A 13,353-nucleotide genomic window follows, 5' to 3' on the forward strand; every position below is an offset into this window, starting at 1 on the left:
TCCCATGGCGCTCAAGCTCGATGGCCGGCGCGTACTGGTCGTCGGGGGCGGCGCGGTGGCAACCCGGCGGATGCCGGCTCTGCTCGCCGCCGGCGCCCGGGTCGACCTGGTGTCACCCGAGCTGACCCCGGCGCTGCACGCGTACGTGGCGGCCGGGCGGCTGACCTGGCAGGAACGGCGGTTCGTCGCCTCGGACGTGGACGGCGCCTGGCTGGTGCAGGTGGCCATCGACGACCCGGCCGCCGCCGCCGAGGTCAGCGTGGCCGCCGAGGAGCGGGGCGTGTTCTGCGTACGCGCGGACGACCGCGACGCCGCTACCGCGTGGACCCCGGCGGTGACCCGGCACGACGAGGTCACGGTGGCGGTCACCGACAGCGGCGACCGCAAGCGGGCCCGGGCCGTCCGCGATCTGATCGCCGCCGCCCTCGAGGAGACGCCGCAGCGCCGGCACGAACCCTTGCGGGGCCAGGTCGCGCTGGTCGGCAGCGGTCCCGGCGACCCGGAGCTGATCACCGTCAAGGGACGCCGCCTGCTGGCCCGCGCCGACGTGGTGGTGGCCGACCGGCTGGTGCCCGGCATGCTCCTGGACGAGCTGCGGCCCGACGTGGAGCTGGTCGACGCGGCCAAGATCCCGTACGGGGCGTCGGTGGCGCAGGAGGAGATCAACCGGGTCATCGTCGAGCGGGCGAAGGCCGGGGCCTTCGTGGTGCGGCTCAAGGGCGGTGACCCGTTCGTCTTCGGCCGTGGCGGTGAGGAGGTCGTGGCGTGCGCCGAGGCGGGCGTACCCGTGCTGGTCGTCCCCGGGGTGACCAGCTCGATCGCCGCTCCGGCGCTGGCCGGCATCCCGGTCACCCACCGCGGCGTGGCCCACGAGTTCACGGTGGTCTCCGGGCACGTGCCGCCGGACAGCCCCGAGTCGCTGGTGGACTGGGCCGCGCTGGCCCAGCTGCGCGGCACGCTGGTGGTGCTGATGGGCCTGAAGAACCTGCCGAAGATCGCCGCCCGGCTCGTCGCCGAGGGCCGGTCCCCGCAGACGCCGGCCGCGGTCGTGCAGGAGGGCTCGACGGACGCTCAGCGGGTGCTGCGCAGCACGCTCGGCGAGGTGGCCGCGGCCGCCGCCGGCGCGGGGATCAGGCCGCCCGCCGTCGTGGTGGTCGGCGACGTGGTCGCGGTCCTGGAACGGGGATAGCCGCGTGAGCGATGGGTAACGGTCAGACATGAGTGAGCGACCGCACATGACATTGTCCGGGATCGTGCTCGATGCCCCGGACGCACAGGAACTCGCCGCGTTCTATCAGCGGCTGCTCGGCTGGAGCGTCATCCAGGACGAGCCCGGCTGGGTCAGACTGGGCGCGCCCAACGGCGGGCCGGGACTGTCCTTCCAGACCGAGCGGGCGTACGTGCGCCCGGTCTGGCCGGCCGGTCCGGACGATCAGCAGATGAGCGTCCACCTCGACATCGAGGTGGAGAATCTGGAAGCCGCCTGCGCCCACGCCGAGAAGGCCGGGGCGACCAGGGCGGACTTCCAACCGCAGGACGACGTCCGGGTCTACCTCGACCCGGACGGCCATCCCTTCTGCCTATTCCTTTAGCTGGTCCGGCTCGGCGGCCGGCTCGGCGTCGGTCTCCGGCACGCCGAGCTCGTTGAGGAACGTGCGGGCCCACTCCGCGACGTCGTGGGTCCGCAGGTGCCGCTGCATGACCCGCATCCGGCGCTTGAGCTCGGCCGGCTCCGCGCCGACCGCGCGCAGCAGGGCGTCCTTGACCCCGTCGGGGTCGTGCGGATTGCACAGGAACGCCTGGCGCAGCTCGGTCGCCGCGCCCGCGAATTCGCTGAGCACCAGGGCGCCGCCGCCGTTGGCCCGGCAGGCGACGTACTCCTTGGCGACCAGGTTCATGCCGTCGCGCAGCGGCGTCACCATCATGACGTCGGCCGCGACGTACATCGCCGCGAGCTCCTGCTTGCTGTACGACTGGTGCAGGTAGTGCACCGCCGGCATGCCGACCCGGCCGAACTCGCCGTTGATCCGGCCGACCTCGCGCTCCACCTTGACCCGCAGCGTCTGGTAGTGCTCGACGCGTTCCCGGCTCGGCGTCGCGACCTGCACCATCACCGCCTCCGGCACCTTGAGCTTGCCGTCGGCCAGCAGCTCGCGGAACGCCTTGAGCCGCAGCTCGATGCCCTTGGTGTAGTCGAGCCGGTCGACGCCGAGGATCACCGTCTCGGGGTCGCCGAGCTCGGCGCGGATCTGCTTGGCCCGGGCCTGCACGGCCGGGTCCGCCGCCATCCGTTCCATGTCCGCGGTGTCGATGCTGATCGGGAACGCCCCGGCCTTGACCTTGCGGCCGTCGACCTGGATCGACTGGCCCTCGTAGCGCAGGCCGAGCAGGTGGCGGGCGAGCCGGACGAAGTTCTGCGCCGCGAGCCGCTGCTGGAAGCCGACCAGGTCGGCGCCGAGCAGCCCGCGCAGGATCTCGGCCCGGAACGGCATCTGCATGAACAGCTCGATGGGCGGGAACGGGATGTGCAGGAAGAAGCCGATCCGCAGGTCGGGACGCATCTCGCGGAGCATCGCGGGCACCAGCTGCAGCTGGTAGTCCTGCACCCAGACGGTCGCGCCCTGCTCGGCCACGTCCGCCGCGGCCTGGGCGAACCGCTGGTTGACCAGCCGGTACGCCTCGCGCCAGCGCCGTTTGTAGACCGGCGTCTCGACAGCGTCGTGGTAGAGCGGCCAGATCGTCGCGTTGGACTGGCCCTCGTAGTAGCGCTCGAGCTCCTCGGCGCTCAACGGCACCGGGTGGATCTTGATGCCTTCGAGCTCGAACGGTTCGGGCGCCTCGCCGTCCCCGCCCGCCCATCCGATCCAGGTGCCCTGTTGCTGGGTGAGCACCGGATGCAGGGCGGTGACGAGTCCGCCGGGGCTCGGGCGCCATTGCCGCTCGCCGTCGACCATGACTTCGTCGACGGGCAGGCGGTTGGCGACGACGACAAAGGAACTTCGTTCGGCCACGCTGAGTGCACCTCCGGGTCGTGCTGGGTTCCCAGCCCCTGAGCCTACTGTGCGTAGCCACTCGGGGCTGGCCCCGCTATGGTCCGGCCGCGCGGCACCGCCTCTGGCGGGAAGGTGCCATTCTGAGCCGGTGAGCCAGTCCGTTGATCTTCCCCCGCCGCGCCGGCCGCTGTTCTTTCCTGTGGTCATTGCCACCGTGCTGCTGAGCATCATCGGGATGTCGGCGGGCCTGGTTCTCGGATCCCGCCACCAGCCGCTGCAGCAGACGGTGGACCAGACGGGATACGTACCCACCGAGCCCACGGTCTCACCTGTCCGTTGTCCCCGGGAGATGCACGACACCGCCCTCCAGGTCCTCCAGCGCTCCGTCGAGCTCCGTCAGCTGCTCCGGGTGAAGGTTCCGGAGACCGGCATGACGGTGTGGATCTGCGCCGACGCGGCGGGCAGCCTGTACTACCAGGCCAACGCGGGCGGCGAGACGGAAAAGTGGATCGAGGGTGAGACCGCGCTGTTCCTGGAGAATGTGGTCGAGCGCGACGGCGGCTACTTCGCCAAGGCCCACGACGGGAACACGTTCTTCGTCACCGAATACCGGCTGGAGGTCGTCAAGAAGGGCAAGAAGCAGCCCTACGACGCCGTGCCCGAGTGAGATGACGGGGAATCCCGGCGGCCCGGCCGGGGTTGCTGTAAGTGGCCGGCGGGGACCTGGAAAGATTGTCCTCTCGTTCCGGTAACCGGAAATCACGATCTCGGAGGTAGGCCGCACCGTGGCCCAGTTCATCTACGTCCTGGAAAAGGCGCGCAAGGCGCACGGCGACAAGGTCGTGCTCGACAATGTGACGCTCAACTTCCTGCCCGGCGTCAAGATCGGTGTGGTCGGCCCCAACGGCGCCGGTAAGTCCAGCCTGCTGAAGATCATGGCCGGCGTCGACACCGTCAGCAACGGCGAGGCGCGGCTCATGCCGGGCTACTCCGTCGGCATGCTCGCCCAGGAACCCCCGCTCAACGACGCCAAGACCGTCCTCGGCAACATCGAGGAAGCGGTCGCGGAGACCAAGGCCAAGCTCGAGCGGTTCAACAAGATCGCCGAGCAGATGGCCACCGACTACACCGACGAGCTGATGGAGGAGATGGGCAAGCTCCAGGAGGAGCTCGACCACTCCAACGCCTGGGACGTCGACTCCCAGCTCGAGCTGGCCATGGACGCGCTGCGCTGCCCGCCGCCGGACGCCGACGTCACCCAGCTCTCCGGTGGTGAGCGGCGCCGCGTCGCGCTGTGCAAGCTGCTGCTCGAGGCGCCCGATCTGCTGCTGCTCGACGAGCCCACCAACCACCTGGACGCCGAGAGCGTGCAGTGGCTGGAGCAGCACCTGGCCAAGTACGCCGGCACCGTCATCGCCATCACGCACGACCGGTACTTCCTGGACAACGTGGCTACCTGGATCCTCGAGCTGGACCGCGGCCGCGCGTTCCCGTACGAGGGCAACTACTCGACGTACCTCGACAAGAAGGCCGCCCGCCTGAAGCTGCAGGGTCGCAAGGACCAGAAGCTGCAGAAGCGCCTCGAGAACGAGCTCGAGTGGGTGCGCTCCAACGCCAAGGCCCGCCAGACCAAGTCGAAGGCCCGCCTCGACCGCTACGAGGAGATGGCCACCGAGGCGGAGAAGACCCGCAAGCTCGACTTCGAGGAGATCCAGATCCCGCCGGGCCCGCGCCTGGGCAACACGGTGATCGAGACCAAGGACCTGGTCAAGGGCTTCGACGACCGGGTGCTCATCGACCACCTGTCGTTCTCGCTGCCGCGCAACGGCATCGTCGGCATCATCGGCCCGAACGGCGTCGGCAAGACCACGCTGTTCAAGACCATCGTCGGGCTCGAGCAGCCGGACGAGGGCCAGGTCCGGGTGGGCGAGACCGTCAAGCTGTCGTACGTGGACCAGAGCCGTTCCGGCCTCGACGGGTCCAAGACGGTGTGGGAGGTCGTGTCCGACGGGCTGGACCACATGATGGTCGGCAAGGTCGAGATGCCGTCCCGGGCCTACGTCGCCGCGTTCGGTTTCAAGGGCCCGGACCAGCAGAAGCCGGTCAAGGTCCTGTCCGGTGGTGAGCGCAACCGGCTCAACCTGGCGATGACCCTGAAGATCGGCGGCAACGTGCTGCTGCTCGACGAGCCGACCAACGACCTGGACGTGGAGACGCTGTCCAGCCTGGAGAACGCGCTGCTGGAGTTCCCGGGCTGCGCCGTGGTCATCTCCCACGACCGGATGTTCCTGGACCGGATCACCACCCACATGCTGGCGTGGGAGGGGACCGATGAGGACCCCGACAAGTGGTTCTGGTTCGAGGGCAACTACGACGCGTACGAGAAGAACAAGATCGACCGTCTCGGCCCCGACGCCGCCCGCCCGCACCGGGTGACCTACCGCAAGCTGACGCGTGACTGAGCTGTCCCGCGGCGGAAACCCAGGTCAAACCATGACTAGGTTTTCCTACGACGCGGCCGTGCGCTGGTCCGACCTGGACGCGTACGGCCACGTCAACAACGCGCGCTTCCTCACTCTCTACGAGGAGGCGCGCGTTGCCATGTTCTTCACCGGCGCCCGGGCCCAGGGTCTGACCTCGTTCGAGGCCGGGATCGTCATCTCCCGGCACGAGGTCGACTATCTGCGGCCGGTGGACTACGGCGAGGCGGTCCGGATCGAGTTGTGGATCTCCGAGCTGCGGGCCGCCAGCTTCACCGTCAGCTACGAGTTGTTCGACGAGGACGTGCTGGCCAGCCGGGCCAAGTCGGTGTGCGTGCCGTTCAATCTGGCCGAGCAGTTCCCGCGCCGGCTGACCGACGCGGAGAGGGATTTCCTCAAGCCGTACCTGGAGGGCTGAGGATGTCCGCGCACGGCATCGCCGGCGTCGCGGACGCGGGCGCCTTCCTGGCCCGGCTGACCCGGCTGGACCGCAACGTGCCGGTCCGGCTGCGCTCGGCCGGCGAGCACACCGCACTGTGGGCGGTCCTGCCCTGGGGCGTGCTGGTCACCCGCTCCGTGGCCGGGTCCGGTCCCGGCGACGCGACCGTGCGCGCGGCCGACCTGCTCGCCGCGCTGGCCACGCAGAGCCCGGAGCTGCCGGCGCGGCGGGACGCCGACTGGCGCTGGCCGTTGCCGCCGGAGCGATCGACAGCGGTCGAAGCGGTGGCCGCGGCCGAGCTGAACCGGCTGGCCGAGGCGGCTGCCGGCACGTTGCGCGAGGTGACCGCGGGCGGCCTGGCCGGTCGCGCGGTCGGGCAGCGCGCCGTGCGGGACGCCTTGCTGGATCACGTCGCGCTCGTCGTCACGCGGGACGAGGGGGAGCCGGTGGAGGTCTCCCAGCGACTCGTCCAGGCGGTGTCCCGGATGGGCTTTCTCGGTCCGGCCGGTCGGCCGGGTCCGCCGGCCCGAGTGTGCGTGGCAGGACGCTGGGTGGGACTTTCTGCACCATATGGAGTCGCGTGGCTACAGCCGGTCCAAGTATTGACCGTCATGCCTATAGGGGGTCACCCGAAAGGGTGATGCTGCATCGGTCGTCCGGTCGCGCCCTCCCTTTGAGGGGATGACCTCCGCGACCTGTACGGGTACCGTCGCCCCGAGGTCCACCGCTACGTCCGGCGGCGGGCCTGCTGGGGAGTGAGGTGCACAACGATGCCGTGGTGGTCATGGCGTCCCGGGTCGGCCGGAGGCGATGAGCCCGAGACCGGCGGCGAGGTGGCGTTGCAGAGCAGCGTCCGCGTCGGAGTACCGACGCAGCGTGAGCCGGGACACTCTTCGATGTCCTCCGCTGATCTTTCCTCGATCGACGAGCCGGACCAGGTCGGTCCGGTCGATCTGGCCCGGATCGGCAAGGCCCTCGATCTGCTTGATATCCGGTTCCTGGCCGACGGCGGGGGCAGCCTGCTGGCCATGTGGGAACGGCACGCGGTGCTGTTCACCCTCGAAGGCCCCGACGACGAGATCCTGGTCATGCGGGCCCGTCCGCACGCGACCGTCCCGCCGGACTGGGCCGACCGCGCGTACCGCGTGGTCAACGAGTGGAATCACACCCGCCGCTTCTGCAAGGCCTACGTCGGCGATCCCACCGAGCGCGGACAGCTGCCCATCTACGCCGAGCTGCAGGTGCCGCTCGCCTCGGGTGCCCACGACGCGCTGCTGGTGGAGATGCTCGACTGCGGTGCGGCCGTCGCCACCTCGTTCGTCGACTGGCTGCACGACGAGGGCGCACTGCTCTGACGGAGGAAGAAAAAGGGCCCCGCGAGGGGCCCTTTTCCGTGTCCGCCGGAGCTCAGCCGGGCGGGAACATGCCGATCCGGCCGTGGTACTCGCGGCCCAGCTTGTCGGTGTCCGAGCCGACGATCAGGCCCTCCCGCACGGCCTGGAACGCCCGCACCCCGACCCCGCGGTCCCGGCTCGGGTCCCAGCCCAGCGCCTTACCGGTCGACGGGTTGAGCGCGCCGATGCCCACCCGCGGAACGGCACCCGGGCCGGGGCCCTTCGCGTCGCTGCCGTACGGATTGTCCAGGTAGCGCTGGTGGCCGCCGACGTACACGGCGCTGCCGGTCACCGCGACCGCGTAGAGCGAGTCCCCGCCGGTGCGCTGCACCCAGGTCGGGTTGTGCTTGCCGCCGCCGGCGGTCTCGAAGCGCGCCGCCGAGTCGCAGAGCTTCGTCGGCGAGGAGGCCCGGCCCGTCGCGGCGACCACGAAGTACTTGCCGTCGGGGGAGAACTTCACCTGCCGCAGGTACGTGTCGAAGCCCTGCAGGCACGGCGGCGCGTACGCGTCGGTGTACCAGCTGGTCAGGAGGGCCGCGGCGCCGGTGACGTCGAACATGGCGATCTGGTTGCGGGCGGCCGCGCCGACCTTGAGCAGCGCGCCGACCGCGATCAGCCGGCTGCCGTCGGGGGAGATGTCGAAGTGCTCGACCCGGGTCCGGCTCAGGCCGGGGGCCGACAGCTTGGCGTCGAAGCCGGGGTCGACCGCGCCGGTGCCCGCGTCCATCCGGGCCAGTCCGACGCGGGTGACGCCGTTGATGGCCGAGAAGGTGCCCCCGGCGTAGAGCTTGCTGCCCCGGGTGGCCAGGGACCGGACGTCACCCCAGTTGATCCTCGCGCCGAAGCCGGTGATCCGGGCGCCGTTGCTGAGCGCGACCCGGGCGACACCCCGCTGGGCCGCGCCGTTCACCGTCTTGAAGCCGCCGCCCAGGTACACGGTGTTGCTAGCGCCCGGTGCCAGGGAGTAGACCGCGGCGTCGACAGCGGGGGCGAACGAGCGCACCGCACCGTCCCTCAGCCCGTACGCGAAGATGTTCTTGCGGGCGAACGTGGTCTTGCGCGCGCTGTCCTGGACCTTGGTGAAGCTGCCCCCGACGACGACCGTGTCACCGACCACCGCCAGCGCCCAGACCGTCCCGTCCAGGACGTGCGGCGTGAAGTCGACCGGATTGGCCGAGACCACCGCCGGTTGGGCCATGTCAGCCGCAGCGGGCGTCGCGCCCAGCAGTGCGGCGCAGGTCAGCGCGGTGGCGGCGAACAAACGGCGGCGCATCGGTCAGCTCCAGGGATCGGGACCGCGACGTCGGTGCAGTGACGATCGCGTCGTTCACCCGATCAACGAGCGGGTTGACCTCCGGGATGCGCGTCCATCTTGTTGACCATGAAGTACGCGGCGCGCTCGAGATACTCCCAGAGGGCGGTGTGGTGCGGCTCCGGCAGTCCCAGCGAGTCGACCGCGTTGCGCATGTGCAGCAGCCAGGCGTCCCGCTCGGCCGGACCGACCGTGAACGGCGCGTGCCGCATCCGCAGCCGCGGGTGCCCGCGCTGGGCCGAGTACGTGTTGGGGCCGCCCCAGTACTGCATGAGGAACAGCGTCAGCCGTTCCGCCGCCGGGCCCAGATCCTCCTCGGGATACATCGGGCGCAGCACGGGGTCCTGGGCGACCCCCTCGTAGAAGGCGTCGACGAGCCGGCGGAAGGTCGGCTCGCCACCGACGGCCTCGAAGAAGCTGACTTCCGGTTCCTGGCTGGATGCGCTCACCGATCCAGTTTGCCAGCAGCACCGGGCCGGACCGGGGCCGGTGTGACGCGCGTTGCGTCGGCCGGTCCGGTCGTGGCCGGAACGTCGGACGGCCGCCGGGCCACGAGCACCACCATCAGCACCAGCCCGCCCAGGCTCCACAGACCGACGACCAGCGGGATCGAGGAGAACTGGGCCAGCGCGCCGGTCACCACCACCGCGAAGAACTGGGTGAACTGCACACCGCCCTGCATGACCGCGTACGCCCGGGCGCGGTAGCCGTGCGGGAGGGCGAGCACGAACTCGCCGTTCAGGGTAGGCATCAGGCCGCCCTGGGCGAGGCCGGAGACCGCCGCGAGCACGGCCACGGTCACGGCGTTGGGCGCGAACGCGGTCAGCGCCAGGGCCAGCGGGGTCAGCACGGCGAGCGGTTTCACCAGGCGCAGCCGGTCGGGCTGGCTGACCAGCCGGCCGACCACCAGGCCGCCGATCACGAAACCGACCGGGCCGGCCGCCATGATCAGGCCCTGGTCGAAGCCCCGGTCCGCCGGATCCTCGTCGAACACCGCGGCCCAGCCGGCGGCCAGACCCTCGGGCAGGATCGTCAGGGTGGTCAGGCCGAACACCATGAGCGCGATCGAGCGCAGCAGCGGCGTACCGAAGACCAGCCGGAAGCCCTCGCCGGTCTCCCGCAGCAGGTGCCGGCGGTGGTCCGGGCCGGCGGCGGCCGGGCGTGGATGCACCCACAGCGCGATGATCGCGGCCGAGATGATGAAGGACACCGCGTCCAGGGCGATGCCGAGCCGGGCGTTGACGCTGGTCGCGATGAAGGCGCCGACCAGGTAGCCGAAGACCTGGGCTGCCTGCGAGGTGGTGGCGTTGACCGCGAGCCCGCTGACGAGCCGGCGGCGGTCCAGGATCACCGGCATCAGGGCCGAGCGGGCCGCCTGGGTGGGCGGCGCGCCCAGCATGGCCACGAAGAGCAGGAGGAGGATCGCGTAGACCGGCATGCCGGGCAGGGCGATCAGCGCGATCGGCACGGCCCGGGCCAGGTCGGCGACGATCATGACCCGGCGGTACGGATAGCGCTCCGCGAGCGCCGCCAGCACCGGGCCGCCCACGATCCACGGCAGGTAACTGATCGCGAACGACGCCGCGGACAGCAGCACCGAGTCGGACTGCTGGTAGACCAGCACGGTGATGGCGGCCCGGGCCAGGTAGTCACCCAGCCAGTTGACGACCAGCGAGAAGTACACCGCGCGGTATTCGCGGACGGCGAAGAGATCGCGGAAGGTGACGGGACCGTCCGGCTCCGGAGCGTCCCCGGCCCGGCCGGCCGGCTGCGGAGCGCGTCGGTCGTCCGACACTGAACCCCTCCATCGATCGCGGCGACCGGCGGGATCACCGGCGGTCGGACACGTCCGGGGGGAAATCGGGTTGGTCAGATCCCTCGCGAACGTGCCGCTGCATGTGCAGATGCTCTTTGCACGATTCTGCCCGATCGTCCGAGCCCTGGCTAGGGCGTACGGGGCAAACGTCGGCCGTTCGGTCGAGGCCGGATCTCCCCATCATGCCGTATGCCCAGGTCAGGTCGCACCACCCGGTGTACCGGAAGAGTCACCGGTGCCGCTGGAAAACGTCGGCGGAACCGCCGAACGAGGCAACATCCGCGACACGGCGATCCGTTCGGAGATGCCGGAGGTCTCCAGCGCCTCGGTGAGCCGGCGCCGCAACTCGCGCTGCACGATCGGCTGACCGTCCGCCGTGGTCTTGGCGATCGTGCGGATCACCGCGCCGTCGACGGTCAGCTGCTCGACCCCGATCACGTCCGGCGGCTCGAGGAACTCGGTCGCGTGCTCGGGCTCCTCGGCCAGCGCCAGCGCGGCCCGGCGCAGCACCGCCGTGGCCTCCTCGGAGTTGACGAAGCCGATCGGGATGTCGATGACCACCATCGCCCAGCCCTGGCTCTTGTTGCCGACCCGGATGATCTCGCCGTTGCGGATGTACCAGAGCACGCCGCGCATGTCCCGCACGGTGGTGACCCGCAGCCCGACGGTCTCCACGACCCCGACCGCGTCGCCCAGGTCGACCGAGTCGCCCACGCCGTACTGGTCCTCCAGCAGCATGAACAGGCCCGCGATCAGGTCCTTGACCAGGCTCTGGGCGCCGAAGCCCAGGGCCACACCGACGATGCCGGCGCTGGCCAGCAGGGGACCGAGGTTGAAGCCGAGCTCGCCCATGACCAGCAGCACGGCCATGGTGAAGACCACGGCGGTCACGAAGCTGCGCAGCACCGAGCCGATCGCCTCGGCGCGTTGCCGGCGGCGTTCCGGGATGAACGTGTTCTCGGCGGCCTCCTGCTGCTTGTCGGCCCGCTCGCGCAGCGGCTTGAGCAGCGCGGGCATGGCCGCCCGCGACGTGGTGGCGGTCAGCCGCCGGATGCCGCGGTGCAGCAGCCACCGGATGAGCATCGCGATGACGATGATCGCGATGATCCGCAGCGGCTTGAGGATGAACACGTAGCTGCCGTTGGCCAGCCACTGGATGTCGGTCTTGTCCAGCACCCAGGTACACAGCGCGTCGGCCTTGCAGCTCTCCGAGACGTCCGGCGTCCCGTTGAAGATCGGTTCGGCGGAGCCGGAGGGGGCGGGGGGAGGGGCCAGCGGAATCACGGGGCCCTAACCTACCGGCCCGGGGGCCCGCCGGTGGAACCGGACATCTTCCGCGGAGACCTCAGACGTTTACGGTCAGGCCACAGATTGTGCTCGCCAATTCGTCGTTCATCAGGGACTATTGGGCCACGAGCACCGGAGCATCCGGCGCTCGCGTCATGACGATCAGCACACGGGAGCGGTTGCTAGCACCTACACCGAAGGGTGATCGCGATGCCTGACATACGACCCACAGTGGGCTCCTCCGCGTTGGTTTTGAACGCTACCTACGAGCCGCTGTGCGTCGTATCGGTGCGTCGGGCGACCATCCTGGTGTTGACGTCGAAGGCCGAGTGCGTCTCCGACGGCGACGGCATCCTGCACAGTGCACACCACACTCTCCCGGTGCCTTCAGTGGTCCGGCTGACGCGGTACGTGAAGGTTCCGTACCGCACCCACGTCGGACTCTCCCGACGGGCGATCTTCGCCCGGGACGGCGGCCGCTGCGCCTACTGCCGCGGCTCGGCCGAGACGATCGACCACGTGTTCCCCCGCAGCCGCGGTGGCCTGCACGCCTGGGAGAACGTCGTGGCGGCCTGCGCCAAGTGCAATCACAGCAAGGGCGACAAGACCCCGGCCGAGCTGGGCTGGCGTCTGCACTCGCCGCCGGCGGCCCCCCGCGGTGTGGCCTGGCGGGTGCTGGGCCACCGCACCCCGGACCCCCGCTGGGCGGACTGGCTCGACCTGCCCAAGCCGCTGGAGGCCGAGGCCGCGTAGCGGTCGCCGCTCACGTGTCCTTCGCGCTGACCAGACTGGCGAAGACCACCACGTTGTCGCTGTAGCCCTGCTCGCCGCCCAGCCACCTGCCACCGCAGGTCATCAGGCGCAGCGATGGCCTGCTGTAGTCGCCGTAGACGCGCTTGACCGGCAGCTTCTCCTTGTGGAAGTGCTCCACCGAGTTGATCTGGAAGATCGCCACCGAGTCGTCCTCCCGGAGCACCTCGATCTTCTGCCCGGCCTTCAGCTTGCCCAGGCCGGCGAAGACCGACGGGCCCGACCGGGTGTCCGCGTGGCCCACGATCAGCGCCGGGCCGAACTGTCCCGGGGTCGGTCCCTGGTCGAACCAGCCCGCCTCGTCGTGCCGGTTCAGCGGCGGCACGTCCACCGAGCCGTCCTTGGCCCGCCCCACGTGCAGGATCGGCGCCTCGACCTTGATCGAGGGGATCGTCAGGCGCCTCGGCGGGCTCGGGTCCAGGACCGGGAACGCCCGGGGCGGCGGCTTGTCCGGGCCCCGGAACAGCTCACCCAGGTCGAAGCCGGTTGCCGCACCCAGGCCCGCGCCGACCGTGAAGAGACCGACGAACACCAGGATCGCGGCCATCAAACCGAGCGGCACCGGCCGGCGGGCGGGCGGCGCGACGGGCCGCCGGGCGGGCGGCGCCGGCCGGGCCCAGGGCCGGGCGGCGGGCCCGGGCCGGGGGATGGGCCGGGCAGCGACGGCGGGGCGGGGTGACGGCCTGCGGGCCGGTACCCCCGCCGGAGCGGACCGGGGCTGGGGCCGGACCACGATCTCGGCCGGGCGGCGGCGCAGCACCGACTCGGGCATCCGGGGCCCCGGAGGTGTCGACCCGGAGATCGCCGGGCGGGTCATCCGCC

14 protein-coding genes are annotated in these 13,353 nt (G+C 70.8%); 8 read left to right on the plus strand and 6 right to left on the minus strand.

Going from position 1 to position 13,353, the window contains the following annotated elements; all coding sequences use genetic code 11:
* Window positions 1–4: 4 nt before the first annotated feature.
* Together cobA and Aau02nite_RS18775 are read left to right on the plus strand one after the other, a co-directional pair.
* The gene (gene cobA / locus Aau02nite_RS18770; protein WP_212989834.1) at window positions 5–1,189 is read left to right on the plus strand and encodes a uroporphyrinogen-III C-methyltransferase; all 1,185 of its coding nucleotides are present in this window, start codon (window positions 5–7) and stop codon (window positions 1,187–1,189) included.
* A gap of 28 nt (window positions 1,190–1,217) precedes the next feature.
* Entirely contained in the window at window positions 1,218–1,592 is a 375-nt protein-coding gene (locus Aau02nite_RS18775; protein ID WP_212989784.1) for a VOC family protein, read from the plus strand.
* Here Aau02nite_RS18775 and Aau02nite_RS18780 read toward each other — a convergent pair.
* A complete protein-coding gene (locus tag Aau02nite_RS18780; protein WP_212989785.1) occupies window positions 1,581–3,011 on the minus strand; it encodes an alpha,alpha-trehalose-phosphate synthase (UDP-forming) in 1,431 nt (476 codons plus the stop codon). The two genes, Aau02nite_RS18775 and Aau02nite_RS18780, sit on opposite strands and share 12 nt — an antisense overlap.
* Before the next feature lie 130 nt (window positions 3,012–3,141).
* Between Aau02nite_RS18780 and Aau02nite_RS18785 the strand changes: the two genes are divergently transcribed.
* The 5 genes from Aau02nite_RS18785 to Aau02nite_RS18805 all read left to right on the plus strand — a co-directional run bounded on the left by Aau02nite_RS18785 (window position 3,142) and on the right by Aau02nite_RS18805 (window position 7,267).
* Window positions 3,142–3,660 carry a hypothetical protein gene (locus tag Aau02nite_RS18785; protein WP_212989786.1) on the plus strand — a complete coding sequence of 173 codons (519 nt, stop codon included), beginning with the start codon at window positions 3,142–3,144 and terminating at the stop codon, window positions 3,658–3,660.
* A 118-nt stretch (window positions 3,661–3,778) separates the two neighbouring features.
* Window positions 3,779–5,455, plus strand: coding sequence for an energy-dependent translational throttle protein EttA (gene ettA, locus Aau02nite_RS18790; RefSeq protein WP_212989787.1), 1,677 nt, complete (start codon window positions 3,779–3,781; stop codon window positions 5,453–5,455).
* A 31-nt stretch (window positions 5,456–5,486) separates the two neighbouring features.
* Window positions 5,487–5,891: an acyl-CoA thioesterase gene (locus Aau02nite_RS18795; protein ID WP_212989788.1), complete on the plus strand. Its 405-nt coding sequence runs from the start codon at window positions 5,487–5,489 to the stop codon at window positions 5,889–5,891.
* A 2-nt stretch (window positions 5,892–5,893) separates the two neighbouring features.
* Window positions 5,894–6,553 carry a DUF8185 domain-containing protein gene (locus tag Aau02nite_RS18800; protein WP_212989789.1) on the plus strand — a complete coding sequence of 220 codons (660 nt, stop codon included), beginning with the start codon at window positions 5,894–5,896 and terminating at the stop codon, window positions 6,551–6,553.
* A 129-nt stretch (window positions 6,554–6,682) separates the two neighbouring features.
* On the plus strand, window positions 6,683–7,267 hold the full coding sequence (locus Aau02nite_RS18805; RefSeq protein WP_212989790.1) for a type III secretion system chaperone family protein: 585 nt from the start codon (window positions 6,683–6,685) through the stop codon (window positions 7,265–7,267).
* A 52-nt stretch (window positions 7,268–7,319) separates the two neighbouring features.
* On the opposite strand, the gene Aau02nite_RS18810 is transcribed toward Aau02nite_RS18805, so the two are convergent.
* The 4 genes from Aau02nite_RS18810 to Aau02nite_RS18825 form a co-directional block, all read right to left on the minus strand.
* Window positions 7,320–8,579: a delta-60 repeat domain-containing protein gene (locus Aau02nite_RS18810; RefSeq protein WP_212989791.1), complete on the minus strand. Its 1,260-nt coding sequence runs from the start codon at window positions 8,577–8,579 to the stop codon at window positions 7,320–7,322.
* Window positions 8,580–8,641: 62 nt separating this feature from the next.
* The gene (locus Aau02nite_RS18815; RefSeq protein WP_212989792.1) at window positions 8,642–9,067 is read right to left on the minus strand and encodes a globin; all 426 of its coding nucleotides are present in this window, start codon (window positions 9,065–9,067) and stop codon (window positions 8,642–8,644) included.
* A complete protein-coding gene (locus tag Aau02nite_RS18820; RefSeq protein WP_212989793.1) occupies window positions 9,064–10,413 on the minus strand; it encodes an MFS transporter in 1,350 nt (449 codons plus the stop codon). The genes Aau02nite_RS18815 and Aau02nite_RS18820 overlap by 4 nt, the downstream gene beginning before the upstream one ends.
* 219 nt (window positions 10,414–10,632) lie before the next feature.
* A complete protein-coding gene (locus tag Aau02nite_RS18825; protein WP_212989794.1) occupies window positions 10,633–11,718 on the minus strand; it encodes a mechanosensitive ion channel family protein in 1,086 nt (361 codons plus the stop codon).
* 213 nt (window positions 11,719–11,931) lie between these two features.
* On the opposite strand from Aau02nite_RS18825, the gene Aau02nite_RS18830 reads away from it, so the two are divergent.
* On the plus strand, window positions 11,932–12,474 hold the full coding sequence (locus Aau02nite_RS18830; protein WP_212989795.1) for an HNH endonuclease: 543 nt from the start codon (window positions 11,932–11,934) through the stop codon (window positions 12,472–12,474).
* Window positions 12,475–12,484: 10 nt separating this feature from the next.
* Here Aau02nite_RS18830 and Aau02nite_RS18835 read toward each other — a convergent pair whose 3' ends face one another.
* Window positions 12,485–13,348, minus strand: a complete 864-nt coding sequence (locus tag Aau02nite_RS18835; RefSeq protein ID WP_212989796.1) for a class F sortase — start codon at window positions 13,346–13,348, stop codon at window positions 12,485–12,487.
* Window positions 13,349–13,353 lie beyond the last annotated feature (5 nt).

This window comes from Actinoplanes auranticolor, assembly GCF_018332655.1.
Lineage (GTDB): Bacteria > Actinomycetota > Actinomycetes > Mycobacteriales > Micromonosporaceae > Actinoplanes > Actinoplanes auranticolor.